This is a genomic window from Microbacterium halophytorum, from assembly GCF_002970975.1.
GTDB classification, from domain to species: domain Bacteria; phylum Actinomycetota; class Actinomycetes; order Actinomycetales; family Microbacteriaceae; genus Microbacterium; species Microbacterium halophytorum.
Genome location: NZ_PNFA01000006.1, coordinates 200,570 through 217,760 on the forward strand (window position 1 = coordinate 200,570; position 17,191 = coordinate 217,760).

Annotated in this window: 14 protein-coding genes; 8 read left to right on the forward strand and 6 right to left on the reverse strand. The window is 72.7% G+C overall.

The genetic code is table 11. The features are described from left to right. Positions 1-323 precede the first annotated feature (323 nt). Positions 324-1,205 carry an alpha/beta fold hydrolase gene (locus C0010_RS08090; RefSeq protein WP_105566551.1) on the forward strand — a complete coding sequence of 294 codons (882 nt, stop codon included), beginning with the start codon at positions 324-326 and terminating at the stop codon, positions 1,203-1,205. 99 nt (positions 1,206-1,304) lie between these two features. Here the strand turns inward: C0010_RS08090 and C0010_RS08095 are convergent, their stop codons facing one another. The 3 genes from C0010_RS08095 to C0010_RS08105 all read right to left on the reverse strand — a co-directional run bounded on the left by C0010_RS08095 (position 1,305) and on the right by C0010_RS08105 (position 3,411). Continuing rightward, positions 1,305-1,778: an Lrp/AsnC family transcriptional regulator gene (locus C0010_RS08095; RefSeq protein ID WP_105566552.1), complete on the reverse strand. Its 474-nt coding sequence runs from the start codon at positions 1,776-1,778 to the stop codon at positions 1,305-1,307. Between the two features lie 160 nt (positions 1,779-1,938). Further along, on the reverse strand, positions 1,939-2,508 hold the full coding sequence (locus C0010_RS08100) for a histidine phosphatase family protein (RefSeq protein WP_105566553.1): 570 nt from the start codon (positions 2,506-2,508) through the stop codon (positions 1,939-1,941). Between the two features lie 51 nt (positions 2,509-2,559). Then, positions 2,560-3,411: a Sir2 family NAD-dependent protein deacetylase gene (locus tag C0010_RS08105; protein WP_105566554.1), complete on the reverse strand. Its 852-nt coding sequence runs from the start codon at positions 3,409-3,411 to the stop codon at positions 2,560-2,562. A 57-nt stretch (positions 3,412-3,468) separates the two neighbouring features. Between C0010_RS08105 and C0010_RS08110 the strand changes: the two genes are divergently transcribed. Beyond that, complete coding sequence (locus tag C0010_RS08110) at positions 3,469-4,302, forward strand: TrmH family RNA methyltransferase (RefSeq protein WP_105566555.1); 834 nt, start codon at positions 3,469-3,471, stop codon at positions 4,300-4,302. A gap of 120 nt (positions 4,303-4,422) precedes the next feature. On the opposite strand, the gene C0010_RS08115 is transcribed toward C0010_RS08110, so the two are convergent. The 3 genes from C0010_RS08115 to C0010_RS08125 all read right to left on the reverse strand — a co-directional run bounded on the left by C0010_RS08115 (position 4,423) and on the right by C0010_RS08125 (position 7,169). Then, a complete protein-coding gene (locus C0010_RS08115; RefSeq protein WP_105566556.1) occupies positions 4,423-5,256 on the reverse strand; it encodes an SGNH/GDSL hydrolase family protein in 834 nt (277 codons plus the stop codon). A gap of 126 nt (positions 5,257-5,382) precedes the next feature. Next, entirely contained in the window at positions 5,383-6,426 is a 1,044-nt protein-coding gene (locus C0010_RS08120) for an App1 family protein (protein WP_105566557.1), read from the reverse strand. Beyond that, a complete protein-coding gene (locus tag C0010_RS08125; protein WP_105566627.1) occupies positions 6,423-7,169 on the reverse strand; it encodes a DedA family protein in 747 nt (248 codons plus the stop codon). The genes C0010_RS08120 and C0010_RS08125 overlap by 4 nt, the downstream gene beginning before the upstream one ends. A gap of 208 nt (positions 7,170-7,377) precedes the next feature. Here C0010_RS08125 and leuS point away from each other — a divergent pair, with 208 nt between their 5' ends. The 6 genes from leuS to C0010_RS08155 all read left to right on the forward strand — a co-directional run bounded on the left by leuS (position 7,378) and on the right by C0010_RS08155 (position 17,188). Further along, positions 7,378-9,906 carry a leucine--tRNA ligase gene (gene leuS, locus C0010_RS08130; RefSeq protein WP_232531830.1) on the forward strand — a complete coding sequence of 843 codons (2,529 nt, stop codon included), beginning with the start codon at positions 7,378-7,380 and terminating at the stop codon, positions 9,904-9,906. Positions 9,907-10,151: 245 nt separating this feature from the next. Next, a complete protein-coding gene (locus tag C0010_RS08135) occupies positions 10,152-10,877 on the forward strand; it encodes a helix-hairpin-helix domain-containing protein (RefSeq protein WP_105566559.1) in 726 nt (241 codons plus the stop codon). A 2-nt stretch (positions 10,878-10,879) separates the two neighbouring features. Beyond that, positions 10,880-13,525 carry a ComEC/Rec2 family competence protein gene (locus C0010_RS08140; protein ID WP_158685383.1) on the forward strand — a complete coding sequence of 882 codons (2,646 nt, stop codon included), beginning with the start codon at positions 10,880-10,882 and terminating at the stop codon, positions 13,523-13,525. A gap of 88 nt (positions 13,526-13,613) precedes the next feature. Beyond that, a complete protein-coding gene (holA, locus tag C0010_RS08145) occupies positions 13,614-14,654 on the forward strand; it encodes a DNA polymerase III subunit delta (protein ID WP_105566561.1) in 1,041 nt (346 codons plus the stop codon). A 163-nt stretch (positions 14,655-14,817) separates the two neighbouring features. Then, positions 14,818-15,840, forward strand: coding sequence for a LacI family DNA-binding transcriptional regulator (locus C0010_RS08150; protein ID WP_105566562.1), 1,023 nt, complete (start codon positions 14,818-14,820; stop codon positions 15,838-15,840). 94 nt (positions 15,841-15,934) lie between these two features. After that, positions 15,935-17,188, forward strand: coding sequence for a sugar ABC transporter substrate-binding protein (locus tag C0010_RS08155; RefSeq protein ID WP_105566563.1), 1,254 nt, complete (start codon positions 15,935-15,937; stop codon positions 17,186-17,188). The last annotated feature ends 3 nt before the right edge of the window (positions 17,189-17,191 follow it).

Genomic DNA, 17,191 nt, shown 5'->3' on the forward strand with positions numbered 1-17,191 from the left:
CCCGAGGGCCATCGCCGCTCGGCGACGGCGTCGCGTCGCCGCCGACCGAGCCGGAACCCGTGTCGCCGCCGCCCGCGGAACCGGCGCTCGGCTCGACCGCGGCGGAGGCGTCGCGAGCGATCGCGCCGGGCTCCCCGCCCCGATCTGCGTGCTCGTCGAGCTCGAACAGCGCCACGGGCTCATCGAGATCGAACAGCGGCGGAGGGTCGGGCCAGCGATCGCTCATGCCGCCACACTAATTTCCACGGTGCCCGTTCCGCGACAGCGGGGCGGCGAGCCGCTCGAGCGGGGGCCGCACGCCTCGGACTGCGTAGGATGGCCGAGTGAACGACGCCCCCTATGCCAGCACGCTCGAAGCGGCCGTCTCGGGGGCGCGGCGGCGCCACGTCGACCTCCTCGGCGTGCGCGTCCCGTACTGGGTGTACGGACCGGAGGACGCGGCCGACACGATCGTGGCGTTCCACGGCTTCCGCGGCGATCACCACGGGCTCGAGCCCGTGGCCGCGTTCCTGCCAGGCGTTCGAGTGATCATGCCCGATCTGCCCGGCTTCGGCGAGACGCCCCCGATGCCCGACCGTGCGCACGACCTCGACGCCTACGCCGCATTCGCCGCGGAGTTCGTCCGCGCCGTCGCACCGGGCGCCGTCGTGCTCGGGCATTCGTTCGGCTCGATCGTCGTCTCCGCCGCCATCGCCGCAGGGCTCGATGCACCCCGACTGATCCTGGTGAACCCGATCGGAGCCCCGGCGCTTTCGGGGCCGCGCGGCATTCTCACCCGCCTGGCCGTCTTCTACTACTGGCTCGGTGCGAAGCTGCCTGCCCGCGTCGGCACGTGGCTCCTGCGCAACGGGCTCATCGTGCGCGTCATGAGCCTCGCAATGGTGAAGTCGCGCGACGCCGCGATGCGCCGTTTCGTGCACGACCAGCACGATCGCTACTTCTCGGGCTTCAGCGACCGCGACGTGCTGCGAGAGGCCTTCGTCGCGAGCGTCTCGCACGACGTCGGGGAGTTCGCCCCGGCGATCCGGATGCCCACGCTGCTCGTGGCGGCCGATCGCGACGACATCACCCCGATCGAGGCGGAGCGAGCGCTGCGCGATGCGCTTCCGGCCGCGCGGCTCGTCGAGGTCGCGGGCGTCGGGCACCTGATCCACTACGAGAAGCCCGCCGAAGCCGCCTCGGCCATCCGGAGCTTCCTCGCGTAACCGCGCCGCCGCGCGGAACTGCGGGGATTCAGCAGGATCGAGGAGGAATCGGTCCGATGTCTCCGCGGTGTTGCTGGTTCTCCTCGATATTGCGCGCGATCAGCCGTGGCGGCGGGAGAGCTCGAGGAGCCCGGAGACGCGGTACGGCACCGCTTCGCTCATGACGAGCGACGTCTCGGTGCGCTCGACGCCCTCGATGCCGAGGATGCGGGCGTCGACGTCGAAGAGGTGCCTCGCGTCGCGGCACGCGACGAACGCGACGAGGTCGGTCTGGCCGCTCATGCCGTGCGCCTGCAGAACCTCGGGGATGCGCGCGAGCTCCGACGTGATCTGCGGCAGCCGTGCCTGGCGCACGCCGACCGACACGTACGCCTCGAGCGGGAAGCCCAGCGCCGCCGTCGAGATCGAGCGCTCGAACGAACGGAAGACCCCCGCGCGCTCGAGCCGCGACATGCGCGCCTGCACGGTGTTGCGCGAGAGATGCAGCCGTTCGGCGAGCGACACCACCGTCGTCCGGGGGTCGTCGGCGAGAGCCGCAATCAGTTCGAGGTCGACGTGATCGAGCGATGCCATGCTGAGAACATAACAGCGCGAACGCCCGATCTCCGAGCAGGATGCTCAGTCGTTATGCGAATGAGTGCGCGCACCTGGTCACGGCCCGAGATATGGCACGCAGATTGTCTCCAGTCGCATGCGGATGCCGCGCTCACGGGGTGGTGGGAGCCGCCCGGCGTCACTCGACGGGCGAGAGGTCCTCGGCGAACCGGATGTCCGTGCCGTCGACGTCGAAGATCCAGACGGAGCCGTTCAGCACCCGTGCGCGGCCGGGCCAGGGGAATCCCGTCTCGGGCAGGTCGCGCATGAGGCGGCCGATGACGCCGCCGTGCGTCGCCGCGAGGATGCTCTCGTCGGGGTGGCGCTCCGCGAGCGAGGCGAGCGCGCGGCGCGCCCGCGCGATGACGTGCGCCTCGGGCTCGGCGTTTGGCACGCCGTGCGGGTACAGCAGCGGCAGATCCTCGCCAGGCACCCCCTCCGCGATGCCGTAAGCGCGCTCGACGAGATCCGGCACGTGCTCATCCGGGCCGGAGAGCCCGAGCTGCTCGGCGGCGAGGCGCGCGGTCTCCGATGCGCGCACGAGCGGGCTCGCGACGACCTTCGTGACGCCGCGGCCCCGGAGGCGCCGGCCGGCGTCGCGCGCCTGCTCGCGACCGGTGTCGTTCAACGGGATGTCGGAGGAGCCCTGGATGCGCCCCTGCAGGTTCCAATCGGTCTGGCCGTGCCTCAGCAGCGCAATCGTCGTCACCCCGTCAGCCTAACGGGGCGATTCGGCGCGCCCGCTGGGTGCGGGGGCGGGTCACGCGTCGGCGCCGAACAGGGGCGGCAGCGCCTCGGCGAGGCGGGGGAGCACGTCGCTCGTGCCTGCGTCGAGCTTCACGGTCGCGCGGCGGTCGCCCTTCGTCGCGCCGCGGTTGACGATCACGATCGGCTGGTGCCTCCGCCTGGCGCGCTCGATCATCCGCTGCCCCGAGTTCACGACGAGGGAGGAGCCCGCGACGAGCAGGGCCTCCGCCCCGGCGACGAGCTGCTCGGCGGCGCGGAAGCGCGCAGCGGGGATGAACTCCCCGAAGAACACGACCTCGGGCTTGAGCATGCCGCCGCACACCGTGCAGACGGGAACGACGAAGCCCTCGCTGGTCTCGGGCAGGACGTCGCCGTCGGGGCCGAGCTCGACGTCGTCGGGGTGAGTGATCCACGGGTTCGACGCCTCGATCCGCGCGCCGATGTCGCGGCGGTCGAACACTTGGCCGCACTGCAGGCAGAGCACACGCCGCATCGTGCCGTGCATCTCGATCACCCGCGTGCTGCCGGCGCGCAGGTGCAGGCCGTCCACGTTCTGGGTCATCACTCCGGTGACGACGCCCTCCTGCTCGAGACGGGCGAGGGCGAAGTGTCCGTCGTTCGGCTCGATCGACTGGAACGACCGCCAGCCGAGGTGCGAGCCGATCCAGTAGCGGCGCCTGGCGTCTTCGTCGGCGGCGAACGTCTGCCACGTCATCGGCGTGCGCTTCGGCGCGCCCTCGCCGCGGTAGTCGGGGATGCCGGAGTCGGTCGACACGCCCGCTCCCGTCAGCACGGCGACCCGGCGCCCGGCCAGAGCGTCGATCGCCGCATCGACGAGTTCGTCGGCGGCGGGGTGCGAAGTCACCCCTCGATCCTATTCCCGCTGGGCGGCCTCCCGGCACGGCGCCGTAGGCTCGTCCGGATGAACATTGTGCGCGTCGACGAGAGCAGCGATCTGCTGGCCGACTACCGGAACCTCACCGATGTCGCCCTGCGTCGCCGACTGGAGCCGGAGAACGGCCTGTACATGGCGGAATCGGCGAAGGTGCTCGACAGGGCCCTCGCCGCCGGCCACGCGCCGCGCTCCGTGATGACGGCCGAGCGGTGGCTCGGCGACGTCGAGCGCATCCTCACGGCGCACGCCCGCGATGACGCCCCGGTCTACGTCGTCCCGGATGCCGTGGCCGAGCAGGTCACGGGGTACACGGTGCACCGCGGCATGCTCGCGGCGATGAACCGTCCGGCCGATCGCCCGGTCGCCGAGGTGCTCGAAAGCGCGCGGCTGGTGCTCGTGCTGGAGGACATCGTCGATCACACCAATGTCGGCGCGGCGTTCCGAGCGGCGGCGGGACTGGGGGCGGACGCCGTGCTCGTCGCGCCTCGGTGCGCCGATCCCCTCTACCGCCGCAGTGTGCGGGTGAGCATGGGAACCGTGTTCCAGGTGCCGTGGACGCGCCTGCCCGAGTGGCGCGCGGTGTCGGGGGACGGCGCGGCCGACCTGCTGCATGCGGCCGGTTTCGAGATCGCGGCGCTCGCCCTCGCGGACGGGGCGGTCGGGCTGGACGATTACGCCGATGCGCCGCCCGAGCGCTGCGCCCTCGTGATGGGGTCGGAGGGCGACGGCCTCTCCCGGCGCGCCCTCGAGGCCGCCGACCGCGTCGTGACGATCCCGATGGCGGGCGGCGTCGACTCGCTGAACGTCGCCTCGGCCGCCGCCGTCGCACTGTGGGCGGTCGGTCGCGGTCAGCGCGCCTGACAGACCTCGTCGAGGTCGCGGATTCCGCGCTTTCCGGGCGCCGCAGAGAGCGGAGTCTGACACCGCGACCAATGGGGCGTCGCGGGGGAGGAGACGCGTCGGCGGACCGGGCTCCGACGCCTAGTCCGCGCCGGGCGGGTGGACGGGGGTGGCTTCCGGCCGCTTCGACGTACGGCCGTCGCCCGACGACTGGTGGCGGAGGCGCCGCAGCACCCACGGCACGAAGTGCTCCCGAGCCCAGACGAGGTCGTCCTTACGAGCGGCGCGCCACGTGCGGCCGGCGGGGCCCGCCGGCTCCATCGGCTGCAGGTCGTTGTCGACGTTCAGCGTGCGCAGCACCATACGGGCCACCTCGTGGTGGCCAAGGGGGTTCAGGTGCAGGCGGTCGGACGACCAGAAGCGGGCGTCCTGGATCGTGCGCAGCGCCCACAGGTCGGCGACGATGGCGTCGTGCTCCTCGGCGATGGCCCGCACGTTCTCGTTGTAGACCGCGATCTTGCCCCGCAGGGGCCGGAACACGGGGTTCCAACCGACGTCGAAACCCGTGAAGACCACGAGGGCGGCCCCCGTGCTCGAGAGCTTTCGCACCTGTTCGGCGAAGATGCCCGCGACGGCGTCGGGGTCGGTCCCCGGTCGGATCACGTCGTTGCCTCCCGCGCACAGCGTCACGAGGTCGGGCTTCAGCTCGAGGGCATGGTCGACCTGTTCGTCGGCGATCTGGCGGATGAGCTTTCCGCGCACCGCGAGGTTCGCGTATGCGAAATCCGCGGACTGCGCCCCGAGGACTTCGGCGACGCGATCCGCCCAGCCGCGGTGGTCGGGCTCGGCGCCGGGTCGGGCCGGCAGCGGGTCGCCGATGCCCTCCGTGAAGGAGTCGCCGACGCTCACGAGCCTGTGCCACGGGTGCGGTTCGTCGTTCGGAACGTACGGTGTGCGCTGCCCGGCGTTGGTCATGCAGACCAGATTAGCCCCGCGCGGCAGGAGACCGGAGGGGGGAAGCGCGGCGGCCGGGCCCCGGGCGGCGGTGGTGCCGGGAGCGCCGGCCCCGTTCGGGACGGAGGGGCAGCGGGCGGCGCGCCGCTATTCGGCGGGAGGGAGGATCCCGACCTCTTCGAGGCGCGTCGCGAGCCCCGCGCCGTCGTCTTCCGTGACCCACGGCACGTCGCCGGCGTCGTGGTCGTCGACGACGGTGCGACCGCCTGCGAATACGGCCTCGGTGGTGGTCAGGCGCCGGATCGCCACGCCGGAGACGGCGTCGGGGTGCTCGGTCGTGAACGTCGTGTAGATCTCGTCGTCGTGCTGGCCGTCATCGCCGATCAGCAGCCACCGGATGCTCGGGAACTCCTCGGCCAGGCGGAGCAGGTTGTCGCGCTTGTGCGCCGTTCCGCTGCGGAACCACCGGTCGTGGGTCGGCCCCCAATCGGTGAGGAGCATGGCGCCAGCGGGGATCAGGTGGCGCTCCATGAACCGGGAGAGCATGGGCGTGACGTTCCACGCCCCCGTCGACAGGTAGATGATGGGCGCGCCGGGATGCGAGCGCACCAGGCGCTCGAGCAGGACGGCCATGCCGGGCACGGCCTGGCGCGCGTGCGTGTGGAGCACGAAGGTGTTCCACGCCGCCAGGAACGGGCGGGGCAGCGCCGTGACCATCACGGTGTCGTCGATGTCGCAGACGACGCCGAAACGGACATCCGGATCGACGACGAAGATGCGCGCCTCGACGCTCTCGCCCCCCTCGACAGCGAGCCGGATGGTCTGCCATCCGGGCGTGAGATCGGCGGCGATGCGCTGGTCGATCACGCCGCCGCGGTCGGCCGCGACCTGGTGCTCGGCGTCGCCGACCGTGATCGTCACGGGTGCGTAGCTCACGGGAATGCTGACGAACGAGCGCCAGCCGCGTGCCGTCGGGGCCTCGCCGCGGCGGAGGCGCCGCTTGGTCGTCGGCGGCAGGATCAGAACGCGCCCGAGCACGCGGACCCAGCCGTCGCCGCCGTAGCCGGTGACCGGGACGACCGTCGGCTGCTGACCGCGGCGCCTCGCGCGGTGCTCGCGCCACGCATGCAGGCGTGCCTCCAAGCGCGCGATCAGGTGCGGCCGGTCGGCCTTCGGCTTGTGTCGCGTCACGCTCTGTCCTCGCCCCGCGGCGTCATGCCCGGCCCGGAATCCTCATCACGCGAAACGTACCCGCTTTCGCCCGGCTCCGACACCTCGTCCGGCGTGTGGTCCATGTGGCGGGCCTCCGAGCGGTGCAGCAGCGTCTTGATGCCCCACAGCAGGAGGGCACCGAGGAGCAGGATGCCGACGAAGATGTAGCCGACCCAGTGGGCGCTGCGCCCGAGCTCGTCGGCGAGCTCGCGATACGTGCCGGCCGCGCCGGCGGCGATGCCGATGTACAGCGTCGTCCAGATCACGCAGGCGGGCAGCGTCCACGCGATGAAGCGGCGGTAGCGGTAGCCCGACATCCCCACCGTGAGCGGCACGAGCGAGTGCATGACGGGAAGGAAGCGCGACAGGAAGATGGCGAGCCCGCCGCGCCGCTCGAGGTAGCGCTCGGCGCGCCGCCAGTTCTTCTCGCCGATCCAGCGGCCCATCCGCGAACCGCGCAGGTGGGGGCCCGCCCAGCGGCCGATCGCGAAGCCGAGCGATTCGCCGGCGAGCGCGCCGGCGACGACGAAGGCGCCGAGGACGATGCCGCCAGTCCAGCTCGTCACGCCGGTGGCGCTGACGAGCACGATGGTGTCGCCGGGGACGATGAGCCCGATCAGGACGCTCGTCTCGAGCGCGATCGCGATCGTCGTGATGAGCACGCGCAGCCACGGCTCGACCCCGGCGACCGCGTCGAGGATCACGTCGAGCGCGTTGTTCAGCCAGCTCACCTCTTCAGCCTACGCGGCGGCAACGACGTCGCCGCGCCCCGGTGTGCGCACCCGCCGGGTGCCCGCCGCCACCGCCGCCCGTCCGGAATCGGCCCCTGACGAGGGGCTGGAGTAACCTGGGGTGTCCGTGGCGCGCGCCGAACACCGCGCGTGAGAGAACCATCCGTCGATTGGCTGAACCGTAGTGTCGCACGAGCCCGTGAACGAGCATGACAAGTCCCCGCACGCCATCGAGGCGAAGTGGCAGGCGTACTGGGCGGAGAACGGCACGTTCCTCGCCGGGGAGGAGGGCGACGACCGCCCCCGCAAGTACGTGCTCGCGATGTTCCCGTACCCCTCGGGCGACTTGCACATGGGGCACGCGGAGAACTACCTCTACAGCGACATCGTGGCCCGCTTCTGGCGGCACCGCGGCTACAACGTGCTGCACCCGATCGGCTGGGACTCATTCGGCCTGCCCGCCGAGAACGCCGCCATCAAGCGCGGTGCGGACCCGCGGGAGTGGACGTACGAGAACATCGAGCAGCAGGTCGCGAGCCTGCGCGCCTACGGCGTCTCGTTCGACTGGTCGCGGCGCCTGCACACGTCCGACCCCGACTACTACCAGTGGAACCAGTGGCTGTTCCAGCAGATGTACGAGCGCGGCCTCGCGTACCGCAAGGACGGCGTCGTCAACTGGGACCCGGTCGACCAGACCGTGCTGGCCAACGAGCAAGTGCTCCCGGACGGCACGAGTGAGCGCTCCGGCGCAGTGGTCGTCAAGAAGAAGCTGACGCAGTGGTACTTCAAGATCACCGACTACGCCGACCGGCTGCTGGATGATCTGAACCAGCTCGAGGGCGCGTGGCCTTCGAAGGTGCTGCAGATGCAGCGCAACTGGATCGGCCGCTCGATCGGCGCCGACATCGACTTCGAGATCGAGGGCCGCGACGAGAAGGTCTCGGTGTTCTCGACGCGCCCCGACACGCTGTTCGGTGCGACGTTCATGGTGGTCGCGCCCGACTCCGACCTGGCGGCCGAGCTGGTCGCGTCGGCATCGCCCGAAGCGCGGGCGGCGTTCCAGGAGTACCTGGCCAAGACGCAGAAGCAGAGCGAGATCGAGCGCCAGGCGACGGATCGCGAGAAGACGGGCGTCTTCCTCGAGCGCTACGCCGTCAACCCCGTCAACGGCGAGCGCCTGCCGATCTGGGCGGCCGACTACGTGTTGGCCGACTACGGCCACGGCGCGGTCATGGCCGTCCCGGCGCACGACCAGCGCGACCTCGACTTCGCGCTGAAGTTCGACCTGCCCGTGCGCGTCGTCGTCGATACCCTCGCGCCCGTGACGGGCGCCATCCAGGTCGTCGACGCCGACGCCGACCTCGACGCCGAGTCGATCGATCCCGTCAAGACGGGCGAGGCGCTCGCGGGCGAGGGCCGGATGATCAACTCGGGCCCGCTGGACGGCATGTCCAAGCGCAACGCGATCGCGCACGTCACCCAGCTGCTCGAGTCGAAGGGCGCCGGTCGCGCCGCGAAGCAGTACCGCCTGCGCGACTGGCTGATCTCGCGCCAGCGCTTCTGGGGCACTCCGATCCCGATGGTGCACACGGAGGACGAGCGCATCGAGCCGGTCCCCGCCGACCAGCTCCCGGTGACGCTGCCCGAGGCGCGCGGCATCGACCTGAAGCCGAAGGGATCCTCACCGCTGGGGGCCGCGACCGGATGGGTGTCCACGACCGACCCCGTCACGGGCGAGCCCGCGCTGCGCGACCCCGACACGATGGACACGTTCGTCGACAGCTCCTGGTACTACATGCGCTTCCTGTCGCCGGGGAACGCGGATGCCCCGTTCCGGCCCGAGGACGCGGCGCGCTGGGCACCCGTCGACACGTACATCGGCGGTGTCGAGCACGCGATCCTGCACCTGCTCTACGCGCGCTTCATCACCAAGGTCCTGCACGACATGGGCATGGTCGACTTCAGCGAGCCGTTCTCGAGCCTGATCAACCAGGGCATGGTCATCCTGAACGGCGCCAAGATGTCGAAGTCGAAGGGCAACCTCGTGCTGTTCAGCGAGGAGCTCGAGGCGCACGGCGCCGATGCGCTGCGCGTGGCGCTCGCGTTCGCGGGACCCGTCGCCGACGACAAGGACTGGAAGGACGTCTCGGCGACCGGCGCGCAGAAGTTCCTCGCGCGATCGCTGCGCCTCGCGCAGGAAGTGTCGAGCGAGCCCGGCGTCGATTTCTCGGGCGGCGACGTCGCCCTGCGTCGGGTCACGCACCGTGTGCTCGACGAGGTCGCATCGCTCGTCGAGCAGACCAAGTACAACGTCGTCGTGGCGCGCCTGATGGACCTCGTCAACGTCGCCCGCAAGACGGTCGACACCGGTGCGGGCGCCGCAGACCCGGCGGTGCGGGAGGCGGTCGAGACCGTCGCGATGGTGCTCGACCTGTTCGCGCCCCACACGGCGGAGGAGATGTGGGAACAGCTCGGCCACGCCGGAACGGTGTCGCAAGAGCTGTGGCGCAGGGCCGACCCGAACCTGCTGGTCGAGGACCAGGTCACGGTCGTCGTGCAGATCGACGGCAAGGTGCGCGCCAAGCTCGAGGTGCCCGCGAGCATCTCGGCGGAGGACCTCGAGCAGCTCGCCCGCGATGACGAGCGCGTGAAGCGCTCGCTCGGCGACAAGGAGATCGCGAAGGCGTTCGTGCGCCTGCCGAAGATCGTGAGCTTCGCGACGAAGTAGGGGGGGCGACCCGACGAGCGGCACCCCGCGGCATCCCGCCGCGGGGTGCCGCTCGTCGTCGCGCCGGCGCGGCCCGACGGGTGGGCACGGATCTCGGCGGCGTGTCGGGGCCATTGCGGTCGGCGCGGGAACACGGGCTGTACGACGGCCCCGCTCCTCGCTCACACGGCGGACCGTGCGGCGCGTCGCCGATCCGCGCTGTGGAGAGCGCTGGATGGCGCGGCTCGCGTTCGTAGCGTTGCGGCATGGACCCCGCCGACGCCGTTCGCCCCGCCCGAGGGGCCGGGCTCGGCCTGGGGGCGGCGATCGCGGTCGTGCTGGCGGTCGCCGCCGTCGTGATCGCGATCGCGGTGTGGCGCGGAGCGACGGCGCCCGTCGAGATCGTTCCGGATGCCCCGTCGCCGGCGGGCGCAGCGGCGACGGACGCGGGCGTCGGGGGAGGCCCTGGTGGAGCGGGCGCGGGCACGGACGGGGCCGTCGACGAGACCGCCCGGGGGGAGGGCACGCCTGCGGGCGGCGCAGGGGCGCAGCTGTTCGTGCACGTCTTCGGGGCCGTGGAGGAACCGGGGCTCTACGCCCTCCCCGCCGGCGCCCGCGTGGTCGATGCCGTCTCGGCCGCCGGCGGCGTCACGGACGAGGCCGCGCCGGAGGGCGTCAACCTGGCGCGCGGTCTGTCCGACGGTGAGCAGGTCGGCGTGCCGACCGTCGCGCAGCTCGAGGCGGGCGAGGCGGCGGCGCCGGTGCTGGGCGCTGCCGACGGGCCTACGCCCGAGGCGGCGCGACCGGTGGATCTGAACACGGCCGATCAGGCCGAGCTCGAGACGCTGCCCGGCATCGGCCCCGCGCTGGCGCAGCGCGTCATCGCGTGGAGGGAGGAGAACGGCGGCTTCGCGAGCGTCGACGACCTCCTGGCCGTCAGCGGCATCGGCGAGAAGGTGCTGGCGGGGCTGCAGGACCGGGTCACGGTGTGAGCGTGCGGCCGAGCGGAGGCGCGGGGCGGCGGGCCCGCCGAGTCGGCGCCCTCGTCGATGCGGCCGGTCGGGCGAGGAGGGTTCTCGGCATCGTCGGGCGTGAGCTCGGCGGCGGCCGCCGGGGGAGCGCACCGCGCGACTTCCGGCTGGTCCCCGTCGCGATCGCGGCCTGGTCGGCGGCCGCGGTCGCCGTGGCCGCCCCGCGGGCGGCCTGGCCCGTGGCGGCCGCGTGTGCTGCGGCGGGTGCGGTTCTGATCGCGCTGTCGGCCCTCGACCGGCGCCGCGAGGGCGCGCGGATGCGGTCGCCGCGGCGCGACGCGCCCCGCGGCGGGGAGCGGGCGGACCTGCCGCGGAACGGTCCGCGGGGGCGCGCCGATCCGTCGCGGCCGCTGCTCGCCGGAATGCGTCGGCGCGCGCGGAAGTGGCGCCCGCTCCTCGCCGTCGCCGCGATCGCCGCCGCGGGCGCCGCCTGCGTCGCGGGGCTCGCGTCGCCGGCCCGCGCCGCCGTCGCCGATGCCGCGGACGCCGGGCGCGTGGAGGTGCTCGGAACCGTGACGACGAAGGTCGAACTGCGAGGCGACCGCGTCGTGTTCACGCTGCGTTCCGAACTGGTCGACGAGGCGGGTGGCCGTGCGCTGCGAGCCGCCGTCCCCGTGCGCGTGAGCGCGCCAGCGGGCGCGGTGGAGGCGGGGCTGGACCTCGGCGGACGGGTGCGGGCCGCCGGCGGGGCGCGCATCGCCGAGGCGGGGCGGGGCGAGGCCATCGTCGTATACGCGACCGACGTGACGGTCGAACGCGCGCCGCCGCACGTGCTCGGCCTCGCCTCCCGCATGCGCGACGCGTTCGCCGAGCGCGCCGCCGGCCTCCCCGGCCGTGGCGGCGAGCTGCTGCCGGGCCTCTCCGTCGGCGACACCCGCCTCGTCTCCGTCGAGCTCGATGAACAGATGAAGGCGTCGTCGCTCAGCCACCTCACGGCCGTCAGCGGGGCGAACTGCGCTCTCGTCGTCGGCCTCGCATTCGGGGCGTGCGCCGTGCTGGGCCTGCGCCGCGGCATCCGCATCGCCGTGTCGCTCACGGCGCTGGCGGCCTTCGTCGTGCTCGTCACGCCCGAGGCGAGCGTCGTGCGCGCGGCGACGATGGCGGCGATCGCGATGCTCGCGCTGCTCCTCGGCCGTGCGGGCGCCGGGGTCGCGATGCTCTCGCTCGCCGTCGCGGGCATCGTGATCGCCGACCCCTGGCTCGCGCTGAACTTCGGCTTCCTGCTCTCGGTCGCCGCGACGGGGGCGCTGCTGCTGCTCGCGGGCCCGCTCGCGCGCGGTCTCGAGCGCCGGATGCCGTACCCGCTCGCGCTCGCGCTGGCGGTGCCGCTCGCGGCGCAGCTGGCCTGCGGCCCGATCATCGTGCTGTTCGCGCCGCAGGTGCCGTTGTACGGCGTGCCGGCGAACATGCTGGCGGCCCTCGCGGCGCCGATCGCGACGGTCGCGGGCCTGGCCGCGTGCCTCCTCGCCGCAGTGCCGGGCCTCGGGGCGGTCGTCGCCTGGGTCGGGTGGGTGCCGTCGGCCTGGATCGCCGAGACGGCGCACCTGGCGGCCTCGCTGCCGCGGGCGGGCCTCGCCTGGTGGGAGGGGGCCGCTGGTTTCACGGCGCTCGCGGTGATCGGAGCCTGCATCGCCGTGCTCGTCATCGTGCCGCCCGCCCGGGGCGCGGCGGCACCGGAGGCCCGCTCCGGTGGGAAGGGGCGGACCGATCGCCACGGCGGCGTCAGGTCAGGGCCATCCGGCGCGCCGGACGGCCCTGACCTCCGCGCCGGGGCGCTCGTGCGGCGCACGGCCGGCGCCGTGCTCGCGATCGCCGCCGGGCTCGGAGCGGGGCTGTCGCTTGCGGGCGGCGCCGTCGTCGGCCCGCTGACGGCGCCCCGCGGCTGGGCCGTCGCGGCCTGCGACGTCGGCCAGGGCGACGCCGTGCTCGTTCGGTCGGCCGGTGAGGTGATGCTCGTCGACACCGGCCCCGAACCGGAGCCGCTTGCGGCGTGCCTCTCCCGCCTGGGCATCCGCCGCATCGACGTCCTCGTGCTGACGCATTTCGACGCCGACCACACGGGCGGCGCCGCGGCGATCGCCGGCCGCGTCGCGCACGTGATCCACGGGCCGGAGGACGACCGCGCGGAGGCGGTGCTGCGCGCGCTCGGCGACCCGCCGCGGACCGAGGTCGTCGCGGGCATGACGGGCGTGCTCGGCGGAGCGGATTGGTCCGTCCTCTGGCCGTCGGCCGGTGCAGCGTTCCCCGCGGGAAACGATTCGAGCGTCGTGATCGACATCGCGGGCGGGGGAGTGCCGCGCACCCTGCTGCTCGGAGATACGTCCGAGCAGTCGCAGGAGGCGATGCTGCGGCGGGTGCACCTCGCGGCGCCGTACGGCATCGTCAAGGTCGCCCACCACGGCAGCGCCGATCAGCTGGCGCGCCTCTACGTCGAAGCAGCCCCGGCCGTGGCCCTCGTGACCGTCGGAGACAACGACTACGGTCACCCGCGCGCGGAGACGCTCGCGCTGCTGCGGCGGGCGGGCGCGGCCATCGCGCGGACCGACGCCTCGGGTCTCGTGCTCGTCTCCGCTGAGGAAGGCGGCCTCGCACTCTGGCGGGAGCGATAGCTCCCGCCGGGCCGAGCGCGGCGGGACGGGGCGCGCGGTCGGGGGCAGCGGCGCGGCGCGTGTCTCCGGCCGCCGGTAGGCTGGGCGCATGGCTGCTGCGACCGCTCGTTCCGGGGGAAAGAAGGCGGCGGCGAAGATCCCGCAGCTCTCGTGGCGGGCACCGGAGCCCGCCCCGATCATGCTCGTCAGCGGGCCCGAGGAGGTCTGCGCCGAGCGCGCGATGGCGGGCGTGCGCGACTACCTCAAGGCGGAGGACCCGACGCTCGAGGTCACCGACATCAGGGCCGACGACTACACGTCGGGCACACTGCTCGGGGTCACCTCGCCCTCGCTGTTCGGCGAACCGCGGCTCGTCCGCGTGGAGGGCGTCGAGAAGTGCTCCGACGCGTTCCTGTCGGAGGCCCTCGCCTACATCGAGGCACCGCAGGAGGGCGCAACGCTCGTGCTGCGCCACACGGGTGCGACGGTGCGGGGCAAGAAGCTCCTCGACGCCATCCGGTCGGGAACGGGCGGTGGTGCGGAGGTGCCGTGCCCGGCGATCAAGCGCGACTCCGATCGGTACGACTTCGCGGCGGGGGAGTTCAAGGCGGCCGGTCGCAGGGTCGCACCCAAGGCACTGCAGGCGCTCACGAGCGCGTTCTCCGACGACCTGACCGAGCTCGCGTCGGCGTGCCAGCAGCTCATCGCCGACGTCGACGGCGACATCACGGCCGAGATCGTCGCGCGCTACTACGGCGGCCGCGTTGAGACGAACGCCTTCGTCGTCGCCGACACGGCCATCGCCGGCCAGTACGGCGACGCGCTCATCGCGCTCCGCCATGCCCTCGACTCGGGCGCCGACCCCGTGCCGCTCGTGGCCGCCTTCGCCATGAAGATCCGCACGATGGCGCGCGTCGCCGGGCAGCGCGGCTCGTCGCGCGACATCGCGATGCGCGTGGGGATGAAGGACTGGCAGGTCGACCGGGCCAAGCGGGACCTGCAGTCGGGGTGGAGCCCGCGCTCGCTCGGCGCGGCGATCCAGGCGATCGCCCGCGCCGACGCCGAGGTGAAGGGCGCTTCGCGCGACCCGGTCTTCGCGCTCGAGCGCATGGTCACGGTCGTCGCGACCCGACGCCCCTTCGGCGCCTGAGCCCAGGCAGCCCTCGGGGCGTGCATCCGCGGAGCCCTGGCGCGGCCCGCGAGGCGACGCCATTCTCCCGGCGCGGAAGGGGTTGTGCCCCGTCGGCGGGTGCAGTACTGTCGAACCGGTTCACAATCGAACCGGTTCGCATCGCGGCGAAGAAGGAGACACGGTGGTCACGATCGGAGACGTCGCCCGCACCGCGGGCGTGTCGCGCAGCACGGCGTCGTACGCGCTGTCGGGAAAGCGCGCGATCTCCGAGGACGTGCGCCGCCGGGTCGAGGACGCCGTGCGCGAGCTCGGCTACTCGCCGAACGCCGGGGCGAGGGCGCTGGCCACGTCGCGCACGCGCACGATCGGGCTCCTCGCCCAGTTCTATGAAGACGAGTTCGCCCCGGCCATGCTCCAGTACATCCTGGGTGTGTCCGACACGGCTCGCGAACTGGGCTACGACATCCTGCTCGTCACCGAATCCGACGGGCGCAGCGCGCTGCGGCGCATCACGTCGACCCGCATGGTCGACGGCCTCGTGCTGCTGAACGTCGCCGAGAACGACGAGCGCCTCGCGGTGCTGCGCGCGGCCGCCCAGCCGGGCGCTCTCGTCGGCCGACCCGCCGATTGCTCGGGCGTCGACGTCTTCGACCTGGACTTCGAGGAGGCCGGCCGCCTCATGGTCGACCATCTGCACGAGCTGGGCCACCGCGAGCTGCTCCTGGTGTCGCAGCCGGAGCACGTCGTCGAGCGCGGCGGCGCCTACGTCTGGCGCCTGCAGAACGCGGCCATCGAACGGGCCCGCATGCGTGGGATCCGGTTGCACCCGACCTTCGTCCCGGCCCACCAGCCAGAGGTCGGGCGCGCGCTGGCCGAACTGCTCGACGCGCACCCGAGCGCAACTGGCCTGCTTGTGAACAACGAGGCGGCCGCCGCCGCGCTTCCCACCGTGCTGCACGAGCGCGATCTGTCTGCGCCGACGAATCTGTCGGTCGTCGGGCGGTACTCCGACGAGTTCGCCCGCACATTCTCGCTGCCCTATTCGTCCATCGAGAGCGCGCCGGACCGGCTGGGGAGCATGGCCGTGCGCGCCCTGGTGCGTCGGATCGAAGGGCAGCCGGGCCACGACGAACCCCACGTCGTGCGATACCTCTCGCCCGAGCTCGTCGACCGGGGCAGCACGGCCTCCCCGCGGCACAGCTGACCCCTTTCCCGCACCGAACCTGCAGTACTCGCACCCGCATCACTTTCATCGAACCGGTTCGACAGGATCCGGATCCTGTTCAAGGAGGAACACCATGAATCGCACCCGCACAGTGCTCGCGACCGGAGCGGCTCTCGTCGCCGTCGGCGCCCTCGCCGCCTGCTCGTCCGGCGGTGGCGGCGCCGCCGACGGCGGCGACGCGGCATCCGGCACCTACACCTGGTGGGATCCGTACCCCCAGCACGACGGCTCGTCCGACTGGGAGAAGCGCGCCCAGCAGTGCGGCGAGGACGCCGGTGTGGAGATCGAGCGCACGGCCTACGACACCACGGCCCTGACGAACCAGGCGCTGCTCGCCGCACAGGAGGGCACGTCGCCCGACATCATCCTGCTCGACAACCCCGCCGTGTCGACGCTCGCCGAGACCGGCATCCTGACCACGACGGAAGAGCTCGGCCTCGACACCTCGGCGATCGACGAGAACCTGCTCGACGCCGGCGTGATCGACGGCAACGCCTACGGGGTGCCGATCGGCGCCAACACGCTCTCCCTCTACTACAACGCCGACATCCTCTCCGCGGCGGGGGTCGACCCCGCGTCGATCACCGACTGGGAGTCGCTCACGGCTGCGCTCAAGAAGGTCGATGATGCGGGCAGCCGCGGCATCACGTTCGCCGGCATCGGCACCGAGGAGGGCAGCTTCCAGTTCCTGCCGTGGTTCTGGGGCTCCGGCGCAGACCTGAGCCAGCTCGACTCGCCCGAGGCCGTGTCGGCGCTCGAGCTGTGGAAGACCTGGCTCGACGAGGGCTACGCACCCAACTCGGTCATCAACAACTCGCAGAACACGGTGTGGGAGGAGTTCCTCACGGGGGAGTTCGCCTTCGCCGAGAACGGCACGTGGCAGTTCAACAGCGCCGCGGAGGCCGACTTCGAGACGGGAATCGTGCAGCTTCCCGCGAAGGACGGCGGCGTCGCGCAGGCGCCGGCGGGCGGCGAGTTCATCGTCGCGCCCGTGCAGGCGGACGAAGCGCGCTACGACGTCACCCGACAGATCGTCGAGTGCATGACGACCCCCGAGGGCTTCGTCGAGACGGCGAACACCTTCGCGTACTACATCCCGCCGACGGCAGAGGGCCAGGAGCAGCTGCTGACCGAGAACCCGGATCTGGAGCCCTGGGTGACCGCTGTGCAGAGCGCCAAGGGTCGCACGAGCGACGGCCTCGGCACCGACTACCCGCTGATCTCCGAGCAGCTGTGGACGGCAGTGCAGAGCGCGCTGTCGGGCGCCGAGAGCCCGGAAGAGGCGCTCAAGGCCGCGCAGGCGGCCGCAGAAGACGCCACCAGCTGACGC

Bases quoted from the DNA above. Each gene is read 5' to 3' on its own strand.
- C0010_RS08135 (WP_105566559.1), top strand. From the start codon at position 10,152: ATGGACCCCGCCGACGCCGTTCGCCCCGCCCGAGGGGCCGGGCTCGGC.
- C0010_RS08155 (WP_105566563.1), top strand. From the start codon at position 15,935: ATGAATCGCACCCGCACAGTGCTCGCGACCGGAGCGGCTCTCGTCGCC.
- C0010_RS08115 (WP_105566556.1), bottom strand. From the start codon at position 5,256: ATGACCAACGCCGGGCAGCGCACACCGTACGTTCCGAACGACGAACCG.
- C0010_RS08095 (WP_105566552.1), bottom strand. From the start codon at position 1,778: ATGGCATCGCTCGATCACGTCGACCTCGAACTGATTGCGGCTCTCGCC.
- C0010_RS08110 (WP_105566555.1), top strand. From the start codon at position 3,469: ATGAACATTGTGCGCGTCGACGAGAGCAGCGATCTGCTGGCCGACTAC.
- holA (WP_105566561.1), top strand. From the start codon at position 13,614: ATGGCTGCTGCGACCGCTCGTTCCGGGGGAAAGAAGGCGGCGGCGAAG.